Consider the following 25,392-nt stretch of genomic DNA (forward strand, 5'->3'; position numbering starts at 1 on the left):
GCGCCTATCCCCTGCATTGCAGCCCAAGGGTGAGCCGACATTGAACTCAGTCTGAGAGCGCGATATACCTGTGCGCAATGCATCAACAGCTATAGAGCCATAGCCAAGAGGAATGTCATGGACGTGCGCGATCTGGAATACATCATTGCGGTTCAGCAGTGCGGAACGGTGGGCAAGGCGGCGGAACAACTGGGCATTACCCAGCCTTCGCTGACCAAGGCGGTGCGCCGGGTCGAGACCCAGCTGGGGGTGATGCTGTTCGAACGCACCTCCACCGGCATGCGCCTGACCCAGGCCGGTGAGCTGTTCCTGGTCCGCGCGCGGCGCCTGAGCCGCGACTTCGACGATGCCCTGGCCGAGATGCGCAGTATCCGCAGCGGCGAACAGGGCGGGGTGCGCCTGGGGTATTCACCGTCGCTGCCCGATGCCCTGGTGGTTGCCAGTTGCCGCCGGCTGTTGCGTGAACGTCCGGCGGCGCGTTTGCGCATGCGCCGGCGCCTGGCCAGTGAACTGCTGGAGCTGCTGCGCAATGGTGAGATCGACGTGGCGGTGATGCCGATTTCGGCGGGCACCGAAGAGTTCGACACCCAGGTGCTGTACGAGGATTGTCTGGCGGTAGTCGCCGATGCCCGGCACCCGCTGGCGGCCAGGGAGCGCCTGCAGCTCAGCGACATTCAGGATCAACAGTGGCTGTTGCCCGAAGGCCACATCCGCATTCGCCAGGCCCTGGACAACGCCTTCATCAAGCAGGGCCTGCCACCGCCGACCCTGCGTATCGAAGCCGATTTCAGCAGCGAGGCGCTGTTCGCACTGATCGTCGGGACGCCCACGCTGACCTTGTCGCGCTGCGGGCGCATGACCCAGGCCGCCGGCCTGGCCCCGTTGAATCTGGACCTTGGCGGTCTCGATCTGCGCCGGCGTATCGGCCTGATCACCCGTTCCGGCGGTTACCTGTCGCCGGTGTGCAAGCGCCTGATCGAACTGTTCCAGGACGAAGCCTGCGAGCGCAACATCCAGGAGTGGCTGTAGCGACGGCAGCGGCGGGCTATCCCATTTTGTTATGGGGGACCGCCCAAGAGTTGTATTGGCGGGCTTTTTTTCTCCACTTGTAAGATCGGCGCACCCCGTTCTACTTCGGAGAATAAAAGTGAACCTCGGAAAGATACTGAGCCGAAGTGCGCGTTACTGGCCGCATAACGAGGCGGTTGTCGACAGCCGCCAGCGCCTGACCTACGCACAGCTCGAAGCCCGCAGCAACCGCCTGGCCTCGGGCTTGTTGAAGCTGGGCCTGGCGCCCGGCGCCCATGTGGCGATCCTGGCCATGAACCGCGTCGAGCTGGTGGAGGCGGAAGTGGCCTTCTACAAGGCAGCCATGGTCAAGGTGCCGATCAATGCGCGCTTGTCGCCGGATGAAATTGTCCGCGTGCTCAACGACTCCCGTAGCGTTGCAGTGATCACTGGCAGTGCGCCGGCCAAAGCGCTGGCGGCAAACCGCGCAGCACTGCCGTACCTTAAATGGATCATCGTACTGGCCGACGAAGGCGGCGACATCCCGTACCGCGAAGTGCTCGACATGGGCGATGAGCGCACCTTCAACAGCGATCCCGACGACGATGACCTGGCGGTGCTGCACTACACCTCGGGCAGTTCCGGAGTGCTCAAGGCGGCAATGCTGACCTACGGCAACCGCAAAGCCCTGGTACGCAAGAGCCTGGCCAGCCCGGTGCGCGGTGCCGGCCCCGACGATGTCATGGCCCACGTCGGCCCGATCACCCATGCCAGCGGCATGCAGATCATGCCGCTGCTGGCGGTAGGGGCCTGCAACCTGTTGATCGAACGCTACGACGATGAATTGCTGCTGCGCACCATCGAGCAGGAGCGGGTGACGCGCTTGTTCCTGGTACCGGCGATGGTCAATCGTCTGGTCAATGTCGAAGGTGTCGAGCGCTTCGACCTGAGCAGCCTGCGCCTGGTCATGTACGGTGCAGCGCCCATGGCGCCCGTCCTGGTAGAACGCGCCATTGAAGTCTTCGGGCCGATTCTGGCGCAGGGCTATGGTGCCGGCGAGACCTGCTCGCTGGTAACCGTGCTGACCGAGCAGGATCACCTGGTCAGCGGTGGCGATACACGTTTGTTGTCTTCCTGCGGACGCTGCTATTTCGAGACTGACCTGCGGGTGGTCAACGAGGCGTTCGAGGACATTCAGCCCGGCGAGATCGGCGAGATCGTGGTCAAGGGCGACGACATCATGAAGGGCTACTGGCAGGCGCCGGAGCTGACCGCCGAAGTGATGAAGGATGGCTATTACCTCACCGGCGACCTGGCCACGGTCGATGAGCTGGGGTACGTGTTCATCGTCGACCGCAAGAAGGAAATGATCATTTCCGGCGGCTTCAACATCTATCCCAGCGAAGTCGAACAAGTGCTCTATCAGATGCAGGAGGTGTTCGAAGCCGCAGTGGTCGGCGTGCCGGACGAGCAGTGGGGCGAGGCGGTGAAAGCGGTGGTGGTGCTCAAGCCTGGCGCCCGTCTTGATGAGTCCCAGGTCATGGCCTATTGCGCCGAGCATCTGGCCGGCTTCAAGAAGCCGCGCAGTGTCGACTTCATCGATGAATTGCCGAAAAACCCCAATGGTAAGGTCGTGCGCCGGGTGGTTCGCGATGGTTACTGGAAAAACAGTCAGCGCAAGATCTGACGCGCAGGAGCAGAACCGAAATGATCGAACCAAGCGAAAAAGCCAAACGCGTCATCGCTGACATGCAAGCCTTTATCCGCGATGAAATCATCCCGCTGGAAAAGAAACAACAGCTGCAATGGGGGGAGGCGCACCCCAAGGCGATTCTTGCCGATGTCTGGAAGCGTTCCTGCGAACTGGGTTTCTACAACGTCATGCTGCCGGAGAACCTCGGTGGCGCCGGCCTGAGCGTGGTTGACCTGTGTGCGGTCAAGGAGGCGGCGATTCTTACCGGCTCGATGCTCGCGCCGCATGTGCTGGGCGAGCTGAGCGGCCCGCCACGCATCGGTCACCTGTTCAAGGTGGCAAGCCCGGTGCAGGTGGAAAAGTTCCTGCAGCCGGTGTGCCGGGCCGAGAAGGCGGTGTGCTTTGCCCTGACCGAAGCCGAAGCGGGTTCCGATGCCAGCGCGATCAAAACCAGTGCGCGGCTTGATGGTGACTACTATGTGCTCAACGGCGCCAAGCGTTATATCTCCGGTGCGCCGTATGCCGACTTTGCCGTGCTGCTGGCAGTGACCGCGCCAGGGCAGGGCGCCGCAGGCATCTCGGCGTTCTTCGTCGACCTCAAGGGCCCGGGTGTGCAGGTCGACTCGGACTATCAGGTGATGTCCGGCGGTGGCAGCCACGGCAATATCGAACTCAAGGATGTGCGTGTGCCGGTGGAAAACCGCATCGGCGACGAAGGCGCCGGTTTCAAGCTGGCCATGGGGCGAATCACCCTCAATCGCCTGCTGCATTGCCCGACGATGCTCGGCATGGCCGGTCTGGCGCTGAACCTGTCGATCGACTACGCCCGCACCCGCAGCCAGTTCGGCAAGCCGATCGCGATGTTCCAGGCGGTCAACCACATGATCGCTGACATGGCCACCGAGCTGCTGGCGGCGCGCAGCATGATGTACGCCACCGCCGCACTCAATGATGCCGGTGGCGACATCCGCACCCAGGCGCCGATGTGCAAGCTCTACGCCTCGGAGGCGGCCTTCAGGATTGTTGACCGCGCCGTGCAGGTGCACGGTGGCGCCGGTCTGATACGCGGCAACCCGGTGGAATGGATGTTCCGCGCCACGCGCATGATGCGTATCCTTACCGGCACCAGCGAGATCCAGCGCAACACCATCGCCAAGGGCATCCTCATGCCTGGCTGAGCCCCGCACCACGCCCGCCGTCATGGCGGGCGACTTCTATCTATAACAATAATCAGAGGTATCCCATGCTCGGCATCGAAACTGGCTACCGCCCGAAAGCCGCCTGGACCATTGCGGTGTTGTTGGCGGTGATGATGTTGGTGAACTTCCTCGACAAGGTGGTCATCGGCCTGGTCGCTGTGCCGATGATGGCGGAACTGCAGCTCAGCGCTGCGGAGTTCGGCCTGATCGGCGGCGCCCTGCACTGGTTGTTCTCGCTCTCGGCAGTGCTTGGCGGCTTTCTCGCCAACCACAAACCGACCCGCACCCTGTTGCTCGGCATGGGCCTGTTCTGGGCCCTGGTGCAATTGCCGATGCTGTTTGCCACTTCACTGTGGACCATCGTCGCCTGCCGGGTGCTGCTGGGTATCGGCGAAGGCCCGGCCTCACCGGTGGCCACCCACGCCCTGTACAAGTGGTTCCCCGACAACAAGCGCAGCCTGCCGGTGGCCATGCTGCATTCCGGTAGCGCCATGGGCCTGCTGGTGGCCGGCCTGCTGATCCCGTGGATGAGCGTGCATTACGGCTGGCGCAGCAACTTCGCCGTGCTCGCGGCCATCGGCTTGATCTGGTGCGTGGCCTGGTACCGGCTGGGCAAGGAAGGGCAACTGGACAATGTCGCCGCGGCCACTCCTGAAACCGCGGTGGCGCAGGCGCGCATCCCGTACCGGCGTCTGCTCAGCGACCCGACCGTGATCGGCAACTACCTCGGTCACTTCGCTGCCAACTGGTCGCTGGCGTTGACCCTGACCTGGGTTCCGGCCTATCTGGAGAAGGGTCTGGGCATGGCCTCGCTGAATGCCGGGCGGATGTTCGTGGTGTTCGTGCTGGTGACCACACCGCTGAGCCTGATCATGGCCTGGTGGTCGCAACGCCTGTTGCGCCGTGGCCTGCCGTCGCGGCTGGCGCGTGGGGTATTCGTCTCGGTGTGCCTGATATTCAGCGGCATCCTCGCCGCGGCCTTGGTACTGCCGGGCTTGGCGCTGGCTGAACGTATCGCCTGCCTGACCTTGAGCGGCGGCCTGGCGCTGGTGATGTACTCGATTGGCCCGGCGATGCTCGCCGAAGTGGTGCCCAGCGGCCAACGTGGCAGCATGCTCGCCATCGGCAACGCCTGCGGTTCATTGGCGGGGCTGGCGGCACCGGTGATCACCGGCTTTCTGGTGCAGAACGCCGAAGGCATCAACGCTGACGGCTATGCCCACGGCTTCATGGTCTGTGGCGCGGTGCTGGTCAGCGCCGGGCTGATCGGCCTGCTGACCATGAACCCGCAGCGCTCGCGCAATCAGCTGCATACCACGACTTCAGCGCAGCGCCTTCAAACCTCCTGAGGTTCCTGCGCACGTTCGATCAGTTCACCTTTCCAGCGCCCTGACTGCACCACCTCGACCAGCAGGGCGCGCACCAGATCGCGAATGCACGAGGCGGCGAAGGTCAGCGGCTTGTGGGTCGAGTAGGCGATCGACAGGGTGCGCCGCACGCTCGGCTCGACAATGCGCCGGGCCAGCTGTTGCGGGTTGTCTTCCACCGCCGGCCAGTTGCCGATGGTTGCCGCCAGGCCGCTGCGTACCAGGCTGCTGACGCCCTGGGCAGTCTGCTGCTCGTACTGCACTTTAAGCTCCAGCCCGGCTTCAAGCGCCGCCTGTTCCACCCGCCGGCGCAGGTGCGAGCTGGCCCGTGGCGCCATCACCAGGGTCTGGCTCAAGGCTTTGGCCAGGGTAATGCTCTCATCAGTGCAGCTCGGGGCCTGCACGCTCAACCAGTACAGTTCCTCGGTGAAGATCGGCTCGGCATGCACATGTTCGAGCTCTTCGGCATTCGGCACCAGGCCGAAATCCACTTTGCCCAGTTCGATCGCCTCACCGCCTTCCTGGCTCAGGCCGTCGCGCACGGTCAGTTCGATACCCGGGAATTTCTCGTTGGCGCGGGTAATGATCAGCGGCAACAGCAGGGCTGAGGCGGTGACCGGAATGGCAATCGCCACCCGCCCTTTGGGGTTGCCCTTGGTCGACTCCAGCTCATCCTTGACCGTGTCGATGGTTTGCACCACCGAGCGGGCAATCTCGTACAGGCGCCGGCCGGCATCGGTGAGGTTGACGCCGTCATGCACGCGCTCTAACAGCTGCATTTCCAGCTCGCTTTCCAGCAGGTTGATCTGGCGGCTGAGTGCTGGCTGGGCAATGTAGGCACGGCGGGCGGCCGAAGAGAAACTTCCGGCCTCGGCGATGGCAATCAGATAACGCAGTTGTTTGAGAGTCATGCTGGAGTTCCACGGCCATGCCGGAGCGTTATGGGCTGTATTGAAAGACGATATTGGTGCATCACACAGCGGCTCACTAGGATGAGGCCAGGCGTTTATATGACCTGTTTATTGTCTTGGTTGCAACGCTAGTGTGTTGATTTTCAACGCCTTGCGCTGAAGTCTCGGGAGCTCGCTGTATGTTGCCAACTGCGTCGTCGTCTGCCCTTAGCCGGTTGCTGCTGGGGCAAGGGCAGGAGCCCGATCCACGCTTCACCCTGGCCAACGAACGCACCTTCCTGGCCTGGATTCGCACGGCGCTGGCCTTGCTCGCCAGTGGCATCGCCGTTGAGGCCTTCACCCTGGGGCTGTTCAGCCCGAACGCCAAACGGGCGCTGGTGGTCGGCCTGCTCAGCCTTAGTCTGATCGTCAGCCTTAGTGCCTTCTGGCGCTGGTTGAGCGTTGAGCGTGCGCTCAGGCAGCAGGCGCCGCTCCCTGTTTCGCTGCTCACGCCGTTGCTCTCTGGCGGCTGCGCCTTGCTCGTCGGTGGGGTGATCGCCGCGCTGTGGGGACCATGGTGATGGACGCCGGGCTGCAGCCAGAACGCACCACGCTGGCGTGGAAGCGCACACACATATTGCTGGTGCTGGTGGCTTGCCTGGCGCTGCGCTGCCTGCAGCACCACCCCATGCTGACCATCGCTGTCATCAGCCTGGCCGGGTTGATGGCGTTGTTGATCGTGGTTGAACAGGAGCGCTGCTACCGGCGTGCACGCCTGGGCATTGCCCGGCAGGGCCCGACCTGTAACCCACGGCCACTGTTGGCTCTGTGTTTGTGCACCGCGCTGCTGGCGGCGCTGACCCTGTTTGCAGTTCTGGCGCAAGCCTGAACGTTCTTTCCTAAGGAGCGATAACATGAAGCCGCAATGGTCCTGTCTCAACGATGTAAAGATCATCGATGTCAGCCAACTGCTGCCTGGCCCTCACGCCACCTCACTGCTGTTGCAGTTGGGGGCGGATGTGATCAAGGTCGAACAACCGGGCAGCGGCGACAGCTCGCGCCTGCTCGGCAATGCGGTGTTCGCGCAGTTCAATCGCGGCAAGCGTTCAATTGCCCTGAACCTCAAGGACCCGGCCGATAAAGCCGCTTTCCTGGACCTGGTACGCGATTGCGACGCCGTGGTCGAAGGCTTTCGCCCCGGCGTGATGCAGCGCCTGGGGCTGGGCTACGAGGAACTGGCCAGGGTCAACCCGGCGATTGTCCTCTGTTCGATTTCCGGTTTTGGCCAGAGCGGCCCCTATGCGGCGCATGCCGGTCATGACCTCAATTACCTGGCCATGGCCGGCTACTGGTCGATCCCGGTGCAGGTCGAAGACAAGGTCGCCCGGCCGAAAGTGCGCCTGTCCGACTATGCCGCCTCGGCCTACGCCGCGTTATCGCTGTCGGTAGCGATCATGAGTGCCCGCCAGCAAGGTGTCGGCCAGCATCTGGATGTTTCGGTGCATGACTCGATTCTGTCCTGGACCGCGCATATGGCCTGGCTGGCGCGTGGCTTCGAAGACAACCCGGTCGCCTCGCCGACAGTAATGCCTGAAAACGATATCTTCCAGACCGGCGACGGTCGTCACCTGGCCATGGGCATTCTCGAGAACAAGTTCTGGGTGACCCTGTGTGAGGTATTGGGGGACGAATTTCCGTCGCTCAGGGACGAACGTTTCGCCAACCGCATGAGTCGCTTTGGCCGCAAGCAGGAGGTCAACGCGCTGCTCAAGGACATATTCCTCAGCCGCACACTGGAGCAGTGGACCCAGGCCTTCGCCGGGCACGACCTGCCGTTCTCGCCGCTGCTCAGCGCCAGCGAGTTGTTCGACGATCCCCATGTGCAGGCGCGGGGCACGGTGCGCCCGTTGCCGCAGGAGCGGACGATCAGTGTCGGCTTTCCAGTGAAGTTCTCGCGGGGGTTGCCGGACAGCGACACGACTGTGCCAGCCTTGGGCGAATATAGCGTTGAGGCGTTCAAGCGGGAGCAGGGGTAGATCGGGTCGAATGAGGTGGGATGTTGAGGCTGTGGGCTTATCCATTTTTTGTGGTGATGCTGCTGGCCCCTACAGGCACCTCCGCTCAGCCTCTTGAAGTCGCAGTCCGCGGCGCCTGAACGTGCGTGCATGAAGATCAAGGTCAAGATCAAGATCAAAAGCGAGGCAGCGTCGCCACATCGAATGGATCAGCCCGCCGCCTCAGCATCCCAACCCGCCCCAAAGACCATTCTCCCCAGGATTCCGTGAGGAACCTAAAGCGCCAGACTCATGGCCTGCAGCTGGTGCTTCAGTACTTTTCCGCTCGCCGCGCAAGGCAGGGCTTCGAGCACGCGAACATGGCTGGGGCGCTTGTAGGGCGACAAGTGTTCCGCCAGGTGAGCTTCAAGTGCAGGCAGGTCGAAGCGTTCGGCATCGGCGACCTGGACGAACGCTACCACCTCTTCGTTGCCCGGCACCGGGCGCCCGACTACCGCCGAGAGCACGACGCCGGGGTAGGCATTGAGCACGGCTTCGACCTCCGGCGGGTAGACGTTGAAGCCCGAGCGGATGATCAGCTCCTTGCTGCGCCCGACGATAAACAGCGCGCCTTCATCATCCTGACGCGCCAGGTCACCGGTGTTCAACCAGCCGTCGGCCGTCAGTACCTGTGCGGTCTGCTCGGCAGCACGGTAGTAGCCTTTCATGACATTCGGACCACGCACCCAGAGTTCACCGACTTCACCCCGCGGCACGGCGTTTTGCCGGGTGCTGTCGAGCAAGCGAATCTCCAGCCCCGGAATCGGCCGACCCACCGAAGTGTCGTGGCGCGGTGCTTCGATGCGGGTCTGGCTGATGGTGGGTGAGCTTTCGGTCAGGCCATAACCATTGTGCAACGGCACCCCGAAACGTTGTTCGACGGCATCCTTGAGGCTCATGTCCAGGGGCGAGCCGCCGGCATACAGAAAGCGCAACTGCGGTGCGTGCAAGGCAATGTCCTGGTTGCTCGCGTGTTCCAGCAAACGGGCGAACATCGCCGGTACACCCTGCATCAGGGTGATACCGTCTTCGGCCAGCGCCCGCGCCAGTTCCGCGGGGTCAAAGCGCGCTTGCAAATGCAACGCCGCGCCACTGTAAAGGCTCGCCAGGCAGACCGCGGTGAGGCCAAACACATGGGAAATCGGCAGCACCGCATAGACCCGGTCATCACGACGCAAGTGCCGCAGCCGGCTGGCGGTGCAGGCGATGTACAGCAGGTTGCGGTGGGTGAGCATCACGCCTTTGGGGGCGCCGGTGGTCCCGGTGGTGTAGATCATCGCCGCCACTTGCCTGGCTGGGTCCGGTTCTACCGGTTCAACCAGGCAGGTGTGGTTGAGGGCAGCGATGTGAAAGCTGCCCAGGTGGGCAACTTCACGTGCTTGTGCCCCGACCCGTTCGGCGTGGCGTGCGGCACTGCCCGAGGCGGCACTGGCGAACAGCACCCGGCGCGGTGTGCAATGGCTTTCGATGCTGTCCAGCTCGCTGGCCGACAGGCGTGCATTGACCACCACCGCCCAGGCATCCAGGCGGCTCAAGGCGAGCAGGGCGGCGACCAGCAGGCGGCAGTTCTCGGCCACCAGCATGACCCGGTCGCCAGCCCGCACGCCATCCTGGATCAGTTGCGCCTGCAGCAGCTCGACGGCCAGGCGCAGCTCACCGTAACTGAGGGTGATGGCGCCTTCATGCACGGCAGGGCTGGCGGCGTGTTCACGGCCATGGCGGTCCAGCAACAGGTGCAGGCGCTCAGGCAGTTCGGCAATGATTGCATCACGCTCAAGCATCAGCGGTTCTCCGCACGACGGATCAGGTTACGCGCGATCACCAGTTGCTGGATCTGCGTGGTGCCTTCGTAAATGCGGAACAGGCGCACATCCCGGTAGAAACGTTCGATGCCGTATTCGGCAACGTAACCGGCGCCGCCGAAGATCTGCACGGCACGGTCAGCAACGCGCCCGCACATTTCCGAGGCGAACATCTTGCAGCACGACGCCTCCATCGACACGTCCTGCTTGAGGTCACGTTTGCGCGCAGCATCGAGGACCATGCAGCGGGCGGCGTAGATCTCGGCCTGGCTGTCGGCGAGCATGGCCTGGATCAGCTGGAACTCGGCCAGCGCCTGGCCGAATTGTTGGCGTTCCAAGGCGTAGGCCAGGGCGTCATCGAGCATGCGCTCGGCGGCACCGACGCAGATTGCTGCGATGTGCAGTCGGCCCTTGTCGAGGACCTTCATTGCGGTCTTGAAGCCGACACCTTCGACGCCGCCAATCAGGTTGGCGGCCGGAATGCGGCAGTTCTCGAAAATCACGTCGCAGGTGTGGGCGCCTTTCTGGCCCATTTTCTGGTCGACCTTGCCCAGCGACAGGCCAGGAGTGCCGGCTTCAACGATGAACGCCGAGATGCCGCCTGCACCCTTGATCTGCGGGTTGCTGCGGGCCATGACGGTGAAAATGCCCGCGTGCGGGGCATTGGTGATAAAGCGCTTGGTGCCGTTGAGCACATAGCTGTCGCCGTCACGCACGGCACTGGTGCGCAGCGCCGCCGCATCGGAGCCGGCGCCAGGTTCGGTCAGCGCGAACGAGCCGATCAGTTCACCCGAGGCCATGCGCGGCAGGTAGTGGCGCTTCTGCGCCTCGGTGCCGTCGATGATCAGGCCCTGGGAGCCGATGCCGTTGTTGGTGCCGATCAGGGAGCGGAAGGCCGGGGAGGTCTTGCCCAGTTCGAAGGCCACCAGGACCTCTTCTTCCATGCTCAAGCCAAGGCCATCGTAGTCCTGGGGAATGCACAGGCCGAACAGGCCCAGTTCACGCATTTCCTCGATGATGGCTGGCGGTATGCAGTCGTTTTCCGCCACCGCATGTTCGGCGGGCACCAGCCGTTCGCGGACGAAACGCGACAGGCTGTCGAGCAGCAGGTTGAGTGTTTCCTGATCGTTGATCATGCAAGACCTCTTGGAGTTATTGTCGGCCCAGAGTGGCTTCGACAGTGCGCACCAGGTGCGCGAGACGCGGTCCCAGGTCGTCTTCGATCATGTGCTGGCGCAGCACGAAGGCCGGACCTCCACAGCTGAAGGCAACGACGCCGGAACCGTCCGGGTGGATCAGGGGCACGCCGACGGCGTTGATATCTTTCTGCCATTCGCCGACCGCCAGGCAGTAGCCATGGTCCTGGTATTGGCGAAAGGCTTTGTCCAGTTGGGTGCGCAACGCGGGCCAGTCATCGCCGTGACGGGCGCGCAGCTGGTCGAGCAGCAGATCGCGCTCGTGGTCCGCCAGGCCGGCCAGATAGGCGCGGCCCATGGCGGTGCTGGCCATCGGAATGCGTGAGCCGATGTCCAGGCGCAGGGTCAGCGGGCCGGGGCCCTGGCAGTTCTCGACGTAGACCATGCTCAGGCGGTCGCGGGCACCCAGCGATACCGAGCTTTGCGTGAGGTCGGCCAGCTCCTGCATCAGCGGTCGGGCCTGGCGGCGCACGTCGAGGCCGCTGAGGTGGGCGTAACCCAGGGCCAGCACGCCGGTGTCGATGGCGTACTTGCCCAGATTGTCCAGGTACTGCAGGTAGCCGAGGCGGGTCAGGGTGTAGGTCAGGCGCGACACCGTGGCTTTCGGCAGGCCGCTGCGCGCCGCCAGTTCCTGGTTACCCAGGTGCCGTTCGCCGGGCCGGAAGCAACGCAGCAGCTCCAGGCCACGCGCCAGGGCGGTGACGAACTGACGGTCCGGCTCCAGGGCCTGCAGGTCGATTTCGGTGTCGATGCGTTTGCGCTTGTCCATGGACATTCCTCGTGGATCAGGTAGGGGTTCACCGATCGCCGGCCGGATGCTGGCACAGGAAAAATCGGCGAGTCAAGAAATCAAAATCAAGTTTCGCACAGCGAAATTCGTTAATCCAGCAGGCTTTGTCGCTGAACAGGCTTGTAACCCGCAATTCAGACACTTTCCCTAAAATTCATTCAGCGCACGGCGACGCCAGCGATTTACAACGCTCGATGAATTTGCGTAGTCTGAATTGTATTGCGAAACAGTGTTCCGCATAGCGAAATTCAACAAGGACAAAAGCATGAGTGAAACCCTCGTAGAGCACCCCTTGCCAGGGGTGGCGCTGGTACGCCTGAACCGTCCCGAAGCGCGCAATGCCCTGAACCAGGCGGTGCGCGAACAGCTGGCTGGGCATTTCAACCAGCTGGGCAATGATCCTGCGGTGCGCTGCATCGTCTTGACCGGTGGTGACACGGTGTTTGCCGCCGGTGCCGATATCCGCGACATGGTCGAACGCGGTGCCATCGACATGTTGCTGCGCCAGACCCAGCGCCTGTGGGCGGCGATTGCCCAGTGCCCGAAACCGGTGATTGCCGCGGTCAATGGCTTTGCCCTTGGCGGCGGCTGCGAGCTGGCCATGCACGCCGACCTGATCATCGCCGGCCGTGGTGCCAGCTTTGCCCAGCCGGAAGTGCGCGTGGGCATCATGCCCGGCGCGGGCGGCACCCAGCGCCTGACCCGCGCGGTCGGCAAGTTCCAGGCCATGCGCATGCTGCTGACCGGAATCTCGGTCAGTGCCGACGAAGCGCTGGCCATGGGGCTGGCCAGTGAGGTGGTGGACGATGCGCAGGTACAGGCCCGCGCCCTGGAAATGGCGACATTGATCGCCGCCATGCCGCCCTTGGCGGTCATGCAGATCAAGGAAGTGCTCCTCGCCGGTCAGGACGCTTCGCTGGAGGCCGCGTTGATGCTTGAGCGCAAGGCGTTCCAGTTGCTGTTCGATTCGGCCGACCAGAAAGAAGGCATGCGCGCCTTTCTCGATAAACGCAAACCAGTCTATGCGGGGAGCTGAAGCATGCAGCCACGGGATATCAATTGCATGGCGGTGGTCGGCGCCGGGGTCATGGGCGCCGGTATCGCCCAGATCGCCGCGCTGGCCGGGGTCACGGTGTACCTGTTCGACCGCCGCGAGGGCGCTGCACAGGCTGCGCGCCAGAACATCCAGCGCACGCTTGAGACGCTGGCCGGCAAAGGCAAGCTGAATGCCGATCAGGTGCTGGCCGCAGCGCAGCGCTTGCTGCCGGTCGACGACCTCAGTGAACTGGCCGATTGTCAGCTGGTGGTCGAAGCGATCATCGAGGACCTGGCGGCCAAGCGCGCCTTGTTCGCCGAGCTGGAAACCATCGTCAGCGATGGCTGCCTGCTGGCCAGCAACACCTCGTCGCTATCGGTCACGGCGATTGCCGCGCAATGCCGGCTGCCAGCGCGGGTCGGCGGCTTTCACTTTTTCAACCCGGTGCCGTTGATGAAAATCGTCGAAGTCATCGAAGGGCTGCAGAGCGCCCCGTGGGTCGGGCAAACCCTGCTGGCTTTGGGTACGCGCTTCGGTCATCTGGCGGTGCGCGCGCAGGATACTCCGGGCTTCATCGTCAACCATGGTGGCCGCGGTTATGGCACCGAAGCCATGCGCGTACTCAGCGAGTCGGTGACGCAGCCGGTTGAACTCGACCGCATCCTGCGCGAACAGGCCGGCTTTCGCATGGGCCCGTGCGAGTTGTTCGACCTGACCGGGCTGGATGTTTCCCATCCGGTCACCGAGTCGATCTACCAGCAGTACTTTCAGGAACCACGCTACCGGCCGACGCTGATCACCCGTCAACGGCTGGAAGCCGGACTGCTTGGGCGCAAGACCGGCGAGGGTTTCTACCGCTACATCGATGGCCAGCAGCAGGTGCCGGCTGAACAGCCGCCAGCCCCAGTGCCCGACATCCCGGTGTGGGTGAGCAATGTGCGCCCTGCGGCGCGCGCCCGCGTGGTCAGCCTGCTGGCAACGCTTGGCGTGAAAGTTGAGCCGGGCATGCGGCCCAGTCCCGAAGCACTGTGCATCGTCCTGCCGCTGGGTGTCGATGCCAGTCTCAGTGCGCAGGCCGAGCAACTGGACCCGCGCCGCACGCTGGCACTCGATACTTTGCTGCCACTGGAACGCCGCCGGGTATTGATGACCACGGTGGCCACCACGGCGCAATGGCGCGAGGCGGCCCGGGCGTTGCTGGCCGCCGACGGTGTGGCGGTCAGCGTGATCCGCGACAGCGCCGGTTTCGTCTCGCAGCGGGTGCTGGCGCAGATCATCAATATTGCCTGCGACATGGCCCAGCAACGGGTGGCCAGCCCGGCGGATATCGACAACGCCATCCGCCTCGGCCTTGGCTACCCCCAGGGACCGTTGAGCTGGGGCGACGAGCTGGGCGCCGAGACTGTGCTCGAGGTGCTCGACCAGCTGTACAGCTACTACCGCGATCCACGTTACCGCCCAAGCCCGTGGCTGATGCGCCGCGCCGGCCTGCGCCTGTCGTTGCTCACTGCTGATACCTGATGCTGCCCAATTGAGGATTGACCATGCTTGACGCTTATATCTATGACGGTTTGCGCAGTGCCTTTGGCCGCCATGCCGGCGGCCTTGCCCCCTTGCGCCCGGACGATCTCGCCGCACAAGTGATCAAGGCGCTGGTGGCGCGCTCGCCGTTTGCCGCTGAACAGATCGAGGACGTGATCCTTGGCTGCACCAACCAGGCCGGTGAAGACAGCCGCAACGTCGCGCGCAATGCCTTGCTCGCCGCGGGCTTGCCCGTCACGGTTGCCGGTCAGACGGTCAACCGCCTGTGTGCCAGTGGCCTGGCGGCAGTGCTGGATGCCGCCCGCGCGGTGAGCTGCGGTGAAGGCGAGCTGTACCTGGCCGGTGGTGTGGAAAGCATGAGCCGCGCACCGTTCGTGCTGGGCAAGTCCGAGTCCGCTTATAGCCGCGAGGCCAGGCTGTTCGACACCACCATCGGCGCACGCTTCCCCAATCCGCAGGTCAGCGCGGCCTATGGCAGCGAAACCATGCCGGAAACCGCCGACAACGTAGCGCGTGACTACGACATCAGCCGGGAAGCTTCCGACGCCTTTGCCCTGGCCTCGCAACAGCGTTACGCCCGGGCCCTGGCAGACGGATTTTTCGACGCGGAGATCGTGCCGGTTGCAGTGCCGGCAGGACGCAAGGGCAGCGTGAGCATTGGCCACGACGAACACCCTCGGCCTGAAGCCGATGCCCCGGGGCTGGCGCGGCTCAATCCGTTGTTCCAGGGCGGTGTGGTCACGGCTGGCAATGCTTCGGGTATCAACGACGGTGCCGCCGCGCTGCTGATCGGCAGTCGTGCGCTGGGTGAGCGCGCCGGGGTCAAACCACGGGGGCGCATTCTCAGTGGCGCCGCCGCCGGTGTCGCGCCGCGGGTGATGGGCATCGGCCCGGCCTATGCCATTCCCAAGGCGTTGCAGCGTGCCGGTCTGACGCTTGCCGATATGGACCTGATTGAAATCAACGAAGCCTTTGCCGCTCAGGTACTGGGCTGCCTGAAGCTGCTGGAATTGCGCGAAGACGACCCGCGCATCAACCCCAACGGCGGGGCGATTGCCTTGGGCCATCCGCTCGGCGCGTCCGGCGCGCGGCTGGTGCTGACCGCGCTGCGCGAACTGGAGCGCAGGGGCGGGCGCTATGCGGTGGTCAGCCTGTGCATTGGCGTCGGCCAGGGGCTGGCCGTGGTCATCGAGCGAATCTGAGAGGACAACAAGCATGGCAACCTACACTGCACCGCTGCGCGATATGCAGTTCGTCCTCGATGAACTGCTGAAACTGGAACACTATGCCGACCTTGACGGCTTTGCCGATGCGCCCAGGGACGTCAGTACGGCGATCCTCGAAGAGGCCGGGCGACTGGCCAGCGGCGTCCTGGCGCCGCTCAATGCGGTAGGCGATCACCTGGGGTGCCGCCTGGAAAACGCCGAAGTCAGTACTGCCCCCGGCTTTCGTGAGGCCTATCGGCTGTACGCCGAAGGTGGCTGGACCGGCCTGACCGCCTCACCCGCCTATGGCGGCCAGGGCTTGCCTCATGTGCTGGGCATCGCCGTACGCGAAATCATGACCAGCGCCAACCTGGCGTTCTCGATGTTCGCCGGCCTCAGCCACGGCGCCGCCAATGCTATCGCCAATGGCGGCACTGCCGCGCAGAAGGCCCTGTTCCTGCCGCCGATGATCGCCGGGCGCTGGACTGGCACGATGAACCTCACCGAGCCCCATTGCGGCACCGACCTTGGCCTGTTGCGCAGCCGCGCCCATCCGCAAGCGGACGGTAGCTACCGGATCAGCGGCACCAAGATCTTCATCTCTGCCGGTGAGCATGACCTGGCGGAAAACATCATCCACCTGGTGCTGGCGCGTCTGCCGGACGCGCCAGCCGGGGTCAAGGGCATCAGTCTGTTCATCGTCCCCAAGTTCCTGGTCAACCCCGACGGCTCGCTGGGTGCGCGCAACGGCGTGCAGTGCGGTTCGCTGGAAGAGAAGATGGGTATCCACGGCAACCCGACCTGCGTGATGAACTACGACGATGCCACCGGCTATCTGCTCGGCGAAGCGCACCAAGGCCTGAAGGTGATGTTCGTGATGATGAACAGCGCCCGCCTGGCCGTGGGCGTGCAGGGCTTGAGCCTGGCCTCGGTGGCTTATCAGAATGCCGCCAGCTATGCCCGTGACCGCCTGCAGGGGCGTGCACCAGGTGGCGCGATTGCGCCTGAACGCGTGGCCGATCCGATCGTCGCGCACCCGGATGTGCAACGTATGCTGCTGAGCCAGCGCGCGTTTGTCGAAGGTGGCCGGGCACTGGCGTACTGGGCGGGCTTGCAGGTTGATCTTGCGCACAAGCACCCGGATCCGGAGGTGCGCGAATCGGCCAACGACCTGTTGGGCTTGCTGACACCAATGATCAAGGCCTACTGCACCGATCAGGGCGTGGAAAGCATCAGTCTGGCGATGCAGTGCTTCGGCGGCCATGGCTACATTCGCGAATGGGGTATCGAGCAGTTGCTGCGCGATGCGCGCATCACGCCGCTGTACGAAGGCACCAATGGCGTGCAGGCCATGGACCTGGTGGCGCGCAAACTCAGGCTCAACGAGGGCAGGGCGCTGAAGCGGTTCATGGCCCTGGTCGAGGATTTCTGCCAGGAACAGGGCGCACAACTGGGCGACTGTACCGTGGCGTTGCAACAAGCACTCGGCGACCTGAAACTGGCCACCGCTTATTTGCTTGAACGCAGCGACCCGGCCACCAGCGGCGCTGCGGCGGTAGACTACTTGCACCTGACCGCGCTGGTTGCCTTCGGCCTGCAATGGGCACGCATGGCGTTGATCGCTGATCGGCATCTGGCGGACAGTGACGACAGCACCGGGTTCTACCGTGCCAAACGGCTGACTGCGCGGTTCTTCTTCGAGCGAATTCTCCCGCAGACAGCGATACACTTGCAGCGAGTACGGGCCGGGGCCGAGGTCTTGAGCGCCTTCGACCCCGAGCAGTTCTGAGGTCGCAATCACCTGAGGTAGCCATGAAACGAGCGAACGATGTGGCGGAGAAATCCATCCCACTGGGTGCGCTCGTCTCATTGCCGGTGGTACTGCAGTCGCTGGGGGTCGATCCGTGGCCGATGCTGGCGCGTTACGGTATCGAGCAGCAGTCCTTTGCACAGCCGATGCTGCCGCTGCCGGTCCTGACCCACGGCCGGATACTCGAAGAGGCCGAGCAGTTAAGCGGCTGTGATCACCTGGGCCTGCTGCTGGGGCAGCGGGCCAATCTGCAGAACGCCGGCCCCTTGCGCTTTCTGGTGCTCAACGCGCCGACTGTACGCGATGCCACCGAGTCGCTGATCCGCTATTGCGGCTTGTGGTACCGCGGCCTGCACCTGAGCCTGGCCCAGGAGCAGGGCTATGCCGGCCTGCGTTTGTCCATCGACGGCAACGTACCGGGCGCCGAGCAGCTGCTTACCGCGTACCTGGCCGCCATCGTCACCATCATGGAGCTGATTGTCGGCCGCAGCTGGCGTCCGGCGCTGGTGCGCATTGCCTACCGCAAGCCGGCATCCTCGGCGTTGTACGAGCGTTTCTTCCGTTGCCCGGTGTGGTTTGGCCAGTCCCAGCACGAGGTGCTGTTCGCCCAGTCGTTGCTGGACATGCGCCGTGAGGGCCATGACCGCCAGCTCGACGACTTTTTGCGCAGTCACCTGAGCGAACTCAAAGCCCGCGAAAGTTCGGATCTGGTTGCTCAGGTTACCCAGGTCATCGAGGGCCTGTTGCTGCATGGCGAGTGCAGCGCGGAGAAGGTCGCTGAATTTTTTGCCGTGCACCGTTTTACCCTCTATCGCCACTTGAGCGAGCAGCAGACCAGCTTCGAGCTGTTGCTGGAACAGACGCGCAAGACCCTGGCCGCCAAGTTGCTCGGTGATCCCAGCCTACCGGTTGCCGAGGTCGCCATCCGCCTGGGCTACGAGACGCAAGGCAACTTCACTCGCGCGTTCAAACGCTGGTACGCCTGTACCCCGCGTGACTGGCGCAAGGGTGCCGGGCTGCCCGTGTTGCGCAGTGCAAAACGCCTGTGAGTGTAGGTTCTCAACATAAAAGTCTGTTGAGAACTTGCCTTTTCCTGATCTCGCTCAGGCCTTGATGTTCCCTCTCCTTATACCGTTGGGTCAGCTGCGCTGCTTAACAACTACGCACACAGACTGACGCCTGGTTGAGGTGTCCAACTCTCAAGGTATGACGGAAAGCATGCTATGCGGCAACCCAAGATCGTAATTGTCGGCGCTGGATTGGTGGGTGGGTCTGCGGCCCTGTTTGCGGCCGTGGCCATTCCGAGCGCCGAGATCGTTATCATCGATGTCGCGCGGGTACGGGCTGAAGGGCAGACGCTGGACCTCGCCCACGCAGCAGCACTCTGGGGACACAATCGCTACTATGCGGGAGATTACGAGAACGCACGCGATGCGGACATCATCGTGCTCACGGCCGGTGTCGGTCTGCAGCCAGGGCAGACTCGTCTGGATCTGGCCAGAACCAATGCGGCCATCACCGCGGACATTGTGGATCGCACTGCGCCATTGGCCCCGGATGCAATCTACGTAATCGCAACCAACCCCTGCGATGTATTGACCAGTGTCGTTTTTGACCGCCTGCGCTGCGCGCGCGAGCGTGTGATCAGCACCGGCACCTCCCTTGACACCGGGCGACTGCGATCGCTGCTCTCCGAGCGGCTGGGCGTCGTGGCGCCTGCAATTCATGCCTACGTTCTCGGCGAACACGGCGAATCCGCATTAATCGACTGGTCCGGCGCGACCGTCTCGGGTATGCCCCTGGAGATGTTCCTGGCCAGGAGCGGTAAAGAGTTGGGGCCTGCCAGCCGCGATATGATCCTGCGCTCCGTTCACGAGTCCGCCAAACTCATCAAGGAAGGCAAGGGCGCCACCCACTATGGAGTCGCCAGTGCGATTGGGCGGATTTGTCAGGCCATCGTGCACAACACCGACCTTATTCTCCCGGTCGCTATCGTGCATGCCGAAGTCGAAGGCGTACCGGAGGTATGTTTGTCGCTACCGATGGTGCTCAATAGCCGCGGAGCACAGTTAATGGCTTATCCAGAACTCAACCCCATCGAGCGCGAGGCCCTGCAGCGCAGTGCGCGCATTGTCAAAGAGGCAACCAACAGCGTGCTTCTCGACCGGTAGTGCCCCGGCGCGCGGCTACCGTCAGCAGTTGATCATGGTGCATGATCGGTCGCCTTGCCCGCTCATTCACTTTGGAGAACTGCATGTCCACGCCAATTGATGTGTCCGACCACCCGGTGGGATCGGTGAGCGATCCGGGTCGCTACCTGCTTAACCTGACGGGCTTGCACAGCCATACGCTGAACCAAGAGGCGGGGCGCGGCAATCTCATCATCGGTCCTGCCAGCATGGGTAAAAAAGCCGATCTGCACGTCGCTCCCGAGCAAGCGATCAGCTGGTCGGCATTCGATCCTTTTTCCACACCTGCCGGATCGCCGTGGCCGCGCTATATAAGGTATTTTGGCAATGACAGCGGCTTTTTCGGCTGGTCGCAGCGGCGCAGGATTGAATCATTCCTATGGGCTCCGGCATTTGCCCAGAGGCGCAGCGTCGATGCCAGTGCTGCAAAGATTGCTGCGTTGCAAATCCGGCTTGAACAGGTGTCCGGCCATCTCGATCTGATGCTACCCAAGGATGGCCAACTTGACTTGGTCGGTGACCTCTCACGCTTTACCGCTGCGGGTAATTTGCCGCACTCGCTCTCGCTGGCACCGACGCTTTCGCGCCGTCATAGCGGCACACCCTATACGCTGCCCGAACTGGGTCTGCTCCACGATGTGCCTTCACTGTCGCTTAATAGCAGTCCGCTGGGGCAAGCGATTTCGCTCAAAGCGCTTGAGCGTTTTTCACAACTGGATAGCCTCGCGCTCCATGGCAGCTTTACCGACTGGGCAGCGCTCGCGAAGCTTCCCCGGCTCAAGCGTCTGGAAATCAGGTTTGCGCCCGATCTGACAGGCTTGCCGTCACTCGATATTTGGCCGGAATTCGACATGTTCATTGCCTATAACGTCGACGAGGCCGGTGGAAAACTATTGAAAGCGCAGATGAAAGCACGAGGAAAAGTTCGAGCCTGGAATGACTATGCATCGGTCAGCAAGCTGCGCAAAGTCGAATGGTGGCAAAGTCAGTTCGCAAGGCCGTTCGCAGGCTGGGGCAGTCGCTTGGCGAAGGCCGCGAATGCTGCCTATGACGCTGCTGTGGACGCACTCGCAAAAGCTGACAGTGCGCAAGCGGTCAAAGCCACAATCACGGCCTTTGCCACTCATTTCAATACCATGAAGGGCATTGAAACGACTGAGCGCGAAGACCTTGGTGAGGCGGTGTGGCAGCTCAGCCAGCTTGCCCGTGTCGCCAGTTTGAACGTGACCGAAGAACAGGTGCAACGTTGGTTCGATGAGGCACGCAATTATTGACTGCGTTTCAAATCTGAACCTGCACTGAGTCACCCAGGCTCGCCAGGTGAGCAAAGTGTCGAAATGATAAAAAGCAGTGCCAGGATGATAAAAGCCGGGCAGCCGTGACAGGTAACTTCCTCCGTACTCCAGAGCCGCACCGCGCGCTCGTTTCCTTCAATAACGATAAATCAGGACGGAGAAGTACATGCATTTTCTTGACGACAGTCTGTTCCCGGAAAACCAGGAAAAACTGGTGATTCAGGTGGCTCCCTACGGTCCGCAATGGACCCCCGCCGATTCCGACGATATTCCGGTGAGCATGGATGAGCAGATCCAGAAAGCCATCGACTGCTACAACGCTGGCGCCACGGTGCTGCATGTGCATGTCCGCGAAGAAACCGGCAAAGGCTCCAAGCGCCTGAGCAAGTTCAACGAAATGCTTGGCCTGCTGCGCGAGGCCGTGCCAGAGATGGTGCTGCAGGTCGGCGGCTCGATCTCGTTCGCCCCGGAAAGCGAAGGTGAAGCGGCGCAGTGGCTGGACTACGACACCCGCCACATGCTCGCCGAACTCGATCCCAAGCCCGACCAGGTCACCATCGCCATCAACACCAGCCAGATGAACATCTGCGAGCTGCTGACCGAAGACGACGTCAAGGGCACCATCCTCGAGCAACCCGGCTACTTCAACGCCTATCAGGAGATGGTCTCCGATGCGCGTCCATCGTTCTTTATCGAGCACCTCAAGCGCCTGCAGGCGGCCGGTATCCAGCCGCACTTCATGCTCGGCCACGTGCACCAGCTGGAAACCGTCGAGCGCCTGATCCGCAAGGGCCTGTATACCGGTCCGCTGATCCTCAACTACGTCGCCATCGGTGGTGGCGCGGCGGGCCTGGATCCGTCGGACATGATTGAGTTCGTCAAACGCACGCCAGCGGGTTCGATCCTGACCATGGAAAGCGCCATGCGCGCGGTGCTGCCGATGAACGCCATGGCGATCGCCATGGGCCTGCATGTGCGGGTCGGTATCGAAGACACCCTGTGGGGCCGCAAAGGCGAGCGCATGACCTCGGTGCAGCAGATCGAACAGACCGTGCGTCTGTCCCGCGAGCTGGGCCGCGAAATTGCCAGCGGCCAGGAAGCGCGGGCGATCTACAAGATTGGCGAACACTACGCCAGTGCCGACGAAACCATTGCCCGGCTGGGCATGGCGCCGAATCGCAAGCCAGGTCAGCGCGGTTTCACCGTGCCCGGCCAGGCCTGATCAGGCGTATGACTGGCGGCGCTGCCGCCAGTCTTGTTCCTTTACCCAGCCAAGAGGTGTGTGATGGACCTGCAATTCAAAGACAAAGTGGTGCTGGTTACCGGGGTTGGCCCGGGGCTTGGCAGAGCCTGTGCTGAGGCCTTCGCCAAAGCCGGTGCGAAACTGGTGATTTGCGACGTGAATCAGGAGGCGCTGGCCCAGGCCTGCGAAGCGGTCACCGGGTATGGCGCCGAGTGTCTGGCGCTGCGTTGCGATGTGTCGTCCAGTGCTGAAGTCGCTGCGATGTTCGAGCAGATCACCGCGCGTTTCGGCACCTTGCATGTGCTGGTCAACAATGCGGCGTTGACGCCCAATCGCCCGGTCGATACCGAGCGGCGCAATGCCTTCTATCGCTACATCTCGACCCCCGAACCACGCCGCTCGCTGGGTTTCACCAGCGCCATCAGCGACGAAGAATGGCATCGCTATTGGGGCGTTAATGTCCACGGGGTGTTCTATTGCACCCGCGAGGCACTGAAGTTGATGGAGCCGCAGCGCGAAGGGCGCATCGTCAACATCGCCTCGATTGCCGGGCTGTCGACCAAGAGCGTACACAGCCCGCACTACTGCGCGACCAAAGGGGCGGTGATCGCCTTTACCAAATCGGTGGCCTATGAGGTGGCTGGCGCCAACATCTTCGTCAATGCCATGGCGCCGGGCGGCGTTGCCACCCCGGCGTTCAACGCCTATCTGGACGAAGTCGGCGAGCAGGCACGTAACCGGCTCTGGCAAGGCTGTCCGCTGGGCCGCTTCGGTACCGTCGAAGAGTACGCCAGCACCGTGCTGCACCTGGCGGGCGAACACTATCTGGTCGGCCAGGTGGTCAGCCCCAATGGCGGCTCAGTGATCTGAGCCGGGCACTTTCTACGAGAACAATAACAATGACCGATACCCCGAAATACAATGCCCTGCGCGCCGCCGGTGTGTTCGACGCGTCGCTGGACAGCCTGGCGCAGTGGGCGCCGCAGTGGACCGAGCAGTACATGGACCTGGTCGAGGACGGCCATACCAACGAGGTGCTCGAGCCCAAGCTGGTGGCGCTGATTCGCCTGAACATCGACGTCACTGCCACGCATCTGTATGCGCCGGGTGTGCGCCGGCACGTGCGCAATGCCTTGCGCCTGGGCGCCAGCCGGGCGGAAATTCTGGAAGTGTTCAAACTCGCCAGCGTCGTCGGCATCCATGCCTGTGCCCTGGGTGTGCCAATCCTCGAAGAGGAACTGGCTGCGGCGGGCAGGGAGGATGACACTGTTACCCCCGGGGCTACGCCTGTGTGCGATCAGGTGCGTGCCAACGGCATGTTCAACCCCTTGTGGGAAACCCTGTATCGCTGGGACCCGCAGTACCTGGAGAAATTTCTCGGCATGGGCCTGGGGCTCTGGCAGGACGGTATCTTGCCGCCACTGTGGATCGAGTTCCTGTGCATCGCCGGCGATGCCACGGTGACCCATATGTATGGCCACGGCACCCGTCGGCACATCGAGGCGGCACTGCAGCTGGGCGCCACGCGCGAGCAGATTCTGCAGGTGCTGAAAATTGTCAGCCTGCAAGGCATCGAAGCCTGCGAGCTGGGTGTGCCGATGCTTGATGAAGCGTTGCATAGCCTGGCCAAGTGACCTTTGACGTGCAGCCTGGACAATAACAATGAGCACCCCGTGCCAAAGCAGGAGTACCGAGACATGACCAGTGTGGCCGAACACAGCCCGGCACTTGCCGACGACCCGGCGGGCCGGGCGTTGAAAGCGACCTATCGCAAGATCATCTGGCGCTTGCTGCCGTTCCTGTTTCTTGCCTATGTGATCAACTCGATCGACCGCATCAATATCTCCTTCGCCAAGCTGCGCATGAGCGAAGACCTGCTGCTCAGTGATGCGGCCTACGGCCTGGGCGCGGCGGCGTTCTTTGTCGGTTACCTGCTGTTCGAGGTGCCGAGCAACCTGTACATGCAGCGCGTCGGTGCGCGCCGGACCATCACCCGGATCATGATCCTGTGGGGCCTGGTGACCATGGCCACCAGCCTGGTCAGCACCCCACAACAGCTGTACGCCGCACGGTTTTTCCTTGGCGTGGCGGAGGCGGGGTTCTTTCCCGGGGTGATTCTGTACCTCACCTACTGGTTCCCGGCGGCGCGGCGCGGGCGGATTACCTCGATCTTCATCATGGCCGGGATCTTCGCCGGGATTGTCAGCGGGCCACTGGCGGGCTGGATCATGACCCATTTCCACGGCTGGTACGGGCTGCGTGACTGGCAGGCGCTGTTTGTCTTCGAGGGTATTCCGGCGGTGGTGCTGGGCCTGTTTGCCTGGTTCTGGCTGGACGACAAACCGCAGCAGGTGAAGTGGCTGACAGAACAGGAAAAGACCATTGTTGCTGCGCAACTGGCGCCTGAGCAGGGCAAGGCCGGGGCACGACATGCATCGTTCCGGCAGTTGTTGCGCGATCCTCGCGTGTTGATGGCCGGCATGGTGTTCTTCTGCATCTATTCGGGCACCAACACGGTGGCTTACTGGATGCCGACGCTGATCCAGGGCTTCGGCCTTGAAGACATCCGCCACATCGGCCTGATCAGCAGCCTGCCGTACCTGGTGGCGCTGGTGGCCATGTACCTGCTGGGGCGCAGCTCCGATCGCCACCTGGAACGCCGCTGGCACCTGGCCTCGACCATGCTGGTGGGCGCCGCGTGCTTCGTTCTGCTCGGCGTGTTCCAGGGCAACCTGGTGCTCTCGGTGTTGTTCATGAGCCTGGGGGCCGGCGCCTGCCTGTCGGCGGTGCCGCTGTTCTGGACCATTCCGCCGTCCTACCTGTCCAGTGCTGGCGCCGCTGCCGGGATTGCCCTGATCAGCAGCCTCGGTGGTATCGCGGCGATGGTCAGCCCGGTGCTGGTGGGCAGCATCAAGGCCAGCACCGGCAGCTTGTACATCGCCTTCGATGTGATCGCCGGGCTGCTGGTACTGGGTTCGCTGATTCTGCTGCTGGGTATTCCAGCCAGGTTGCTGCGCGAACACCGCAGCTGATTTCCCGCTCGTTCGAAAACCCCGTCACGGCTGGTGCGTTC

Annotated in this window: 22 protein-coding genes; 18 read left to right on the forward strand and 4 right to left on the reverse strand. The window is 63.1% G+C overall.

Features of this window, described 5'->3' with window-relative positions; all coding sequences use genetic code 11:
- Positions 1-117: 117 nt before the first annotated feature.
- From AC07OF_RS14915 to AC07OF_RS14930, 4 genes are all read left to right on the forward strand, one after another.
- Positions 118-1,029, forward strand: a complete 912-nt coding sequence (locus AC07OF_RS14915; RefSeq protein ID WP_495073071.1) for a LysR family transcriptional regulator — start codon at positions 118-120, stop codon at positions 1,027-1,029.
- A gap of 118 nt (positions 1,030-1,147) precedes the next feature.
- Positions 1,148-2,695 (forward strand): AMP-binding protein, encoded by a 1,548-nt coding sequence (locus tag AC07OF_RS14920; RefSeq protein ID WP_495073072.1) that lies wholly within the window; start codon positions 1,148-1,150, stop codon positions 2,693-2,695.
- A gap of 20 nt (positions 2,696-2,715) precedes the next feature.
- Positions 2,716-3,879 (forward strand): acyl-CoA dehydrogenase family protein, encoded by a 1,164-nt coding sequence (locus AC07OF_RS14925; RefSeq protein ID WP_495073073.1) that lies wholly within the window; start codon positions 2,716-2,718, stop codon positions 3,877-3,879.
- A 65-nt stretch (positions 3,880-3,944) separates the two neighbouring features.
- Positions 3,945-5,249, forward strand: coding sequence for an MFS transporter (locus tag AC07OF_RS14930; protein WP_495073074.1), 1,305 nt, complete (start codon positions 3,945-3,947; stop codon positions 5,247-5,249).
- Here AC07OF_RS14930 and AC07OF_RS14935 read toward each other — a convergent pair.
- Positions 5,237-6,178: a LysR family transcriptional regulator gene (locus AC07OF_RS14935; RefSeq protein ID WP_157192341.1), complete on the reverse strand. Its 942-nt coding sequence runs from the start codon at positions 6,176-6,178 to the stop codon at positions 5,237-5,239. The two genes, AC07OF_RS14930 and AC07OF_RS14935, sit on opposite strands and share 13 nt — an antisense overlap.
- A gap of 179 nt (positions 6,179-6,357) precedes the next feature.
- Here AC07OF_RS14935 and AC07OF_RS14940 point away from each other — a divergent pair, with 179 nt between their 5' ends.
- The 3 genes from AC07OF_RS14940 to AC07OF_RS14950 are packed head-to-tail and all read left to right on the forward strand — an operon-like array spanning position 6,358 to position 8,193.
- Positions 6,358-6,738, forward strand: coding sequence for a YidH family protein (locus AC07OF_RS14940; RefSeq protein ID WP_342625345.1), 381 nt, complete (start codon positions 6,358-6,360; stop codon positions 6,736-6,738).
- Positions 6,738-7,046: a DUF202 domain-containing protein gene (locus AC07OF_RS14945; protein ID WP_495073075.1), complete on the forward strand. Its 309-nt coding sequence runs from the start codon at positions 6,738-6,740 to the stop codon at positions 7,044-7,046. Before AC07OF_RS14940 ends, AC07OF_RS14945 begins: the two co-directional genes overlap by 1 nt.
- A 25-nt stretch (positions 7,047-7,071) precedes the next feature.
- The gene (locus AC07OF_RS14950) at positions 7,072-8,193 is read left to right on the forward strand and encodes a CaiB/BaiF CoA transferase family protein (RefSeq protein ID WP_495073076.1); all 1,122 of its coding nucleotides are present in this window, start codon (positions 7,072-7,074) and stop codon (positions 8,191-8,193) included.
- Between the two features lie 254 nt (positions 8,194-8,447).
- Here AC07OF_RS14950 and AC07OF_RS14955 read toward each other — a convergent pair whose 3' ends face one another.
- From AC07OF_RS14955 to AC07OF_RS14965, 3 genes are read right to left on the reverse strand one after another with little or no spacing between them, the layout of a single operon-like run.
- Positions 8,448-9,992: a class I adenylate-forming enzyme family protein gene (locus AC07OF_RS14955; protein ID WP_495073077.1), complete on the reverse strand. Its 1,545-nt coding sequence runs from the start codon at positions 9,990-9,992 to the stop codon at positions 8,448-8,450.
- Positions 9,992-11,149, reverse strand: coding sequence for an acyl-CoA dehydrogenase family protein (locus AC07OF_RS14960; RefSeq protein WP_157192346.1), 1,158 nt, complete (start codon positions 11,147-11,149; stop codon positions 9,992-9,994). Before AC07OF_RS14960 ends, AC07OF_RS14955 begins: the two co-directional genes overlap by 1 nt.
- Before the next feature lie 16 nt (positions 11,150-11,165).
- Positions 11,166-11,978, reverse strand: coding sequence for an IclR family transcriptional regulator (locus tag AC07OF_RS14965; protein ID WP_495073078.1), 813 nt, complete (start codon positions 11,976-11,978; stop codon positions 11,166-11,168).
- Between the two features lie 286 nt (positions 11,979-12,264).
- Between AC07OF_RS14965 and AC07OF_RS14970 the strand changes: the two genes are divergently transcribed.
- From AC07OF_RS14970 to AC07OF_RS15020, 11 genes are all read left to right on the forward strand, one after another.
- Positions 12,265-13,035, forward strand: a complete 771-nt coding sequence (locus tag AC07OF_RS14970; RefSeq protein WP_157192348.1) for an enoyl-CoA hydratase — start codon at positions 12,265-12,267, stop codon at positions 13,033-13,035.
- A gap of 3 nt (positions 13,036-13,038) precedes the next feature.
- On the forward strand, positions 13,039-14,556 hold the full coding sequence (locus tag AC07OF_RS14975) for a 3-hydroxyacyl-CoA dehydrogenase (protein ID WP_495073079.1): 1,518 nt from the start codon (positions 13,039-13,041) through the stop codon (positions 14,554-14,556).
- Between the two features lie 23 nt (positions 14,557-14,579).
- Positions 14,580-15,779: a 3-oxoadipyl-CoA thiolase gene (locus AC07OF_RS14980; protein WP_342625354.1), complete on the forward strand. Its 1,200-nt coding sequence runs from the start codon at positions 14,580-14,582 to the stop codon at positions 15,777-15,779.
- A 13-nt stretch (positions 15,780-15,792) separates the two neighbouring features.
- Positions 15,793-17,571 carry an acyl-CoA dehydrogenase C-terminal domain-containing protein gene (locus AC07OF_RS14985; protein WP_495073080.1) on the forward strand — a complete coding sequence of 593 codons (1,779 nt, stop codon included), beginning with the start codon at positions 15,793-15,795 and terminating at the stop codon, positions 17,569-17,571.
- Between the two features lie 23 nt (positions 17,572-17,594).
- A complete protein-coding gene (locus AC07OF_RS14990) occupies positions 17,595-18,641 on the forward strand; it encodes an AraC family transcriptional regulator (RefSeq protein ID WP_495073081.1) in 1,047 nt (348 codons plus the stop codon).
- A gap of 174 nt (positions 18,642-18,815) precedes the next feature.
- Complete coding sequence (locus AC07OF_RS14995) at positions 18,816-19,763, forward strand: lactate/malate family dehydrogenase (RefSeq protein WP_157192352.1); 948 nt, start codon at positions 18,816-18,818, stop codon at positions 19,761-19,763.
- An 83-nt stretch (positions 19,764-19,846) separates the two neighbouring features.
- Positions 19,847-21,055 carry a hypothetical protein gene (locus AC07OF_RS15000; RefSeq protein ID WP_495073082.1) on the forward strand — a complete coding sequence of 403 codons (1,209 nt, stop codon included), beginning with the start codon at positions 19,847-19,849 and terminating at the stop codon, positions 21,053-21,055.
- Between the two features lie 187 nt (positions 21,056-21,242).
- On the forward strand, positions 21,243-22,298 hold the full coding sequence (locus tag AC07OF_RS15005) for a beta-keto acid cleavage family enzyme (protein ID WP_157192354.1): 1,056 nt from the start codon (positions 21,243-21,245) through the stop codon (positions 22,296-22,298).
- 63 nt (positions 22,299-22,361) lie between these two features.
- Entirely contained in the window at positions 22,362-23,189 is an 828-nt protein-coding gene (locus tag AC07OF_RS15010; RefSeq protein ID WP_495073083.1) for an SDR family NAD(P)-dependent oxidoreductase, read from the forward strand.
- A 29-nt stretch (positions 23,190-23,218) separates the two neighbouring features.
- Complete coding sequence (locus AC07OF_RS15015; RefSeq protein ID WP_157192355.1) at positions 23,219-23,953, forward strand: carboxymuconolactone decarboxylase family protein; 735 nt, start codon at positions 23,219-23,221, stop codon at positions 23,951-23,953.
- 63 nt (positions 23,954-24,016) lie between these two features.
- Positions 24,017-25,351 (forward strand): MFS transporter, encoded by a 1,335-nt coding sequence (locus AC07OF_RS15020; RefSeq protein WP_157192356.1) that lies wholly within the window; start codon positions 24,017-24,019, stop codon positions 25,349-25,351.
- The last annotated feature ends 41 nt before the right edge of the window (positions 25,352-25,392 follow it).

The sequence above is a fragment of the Pseudomonas sp. GW821-FHT10B02 genome (assembly GCF_059415665.1).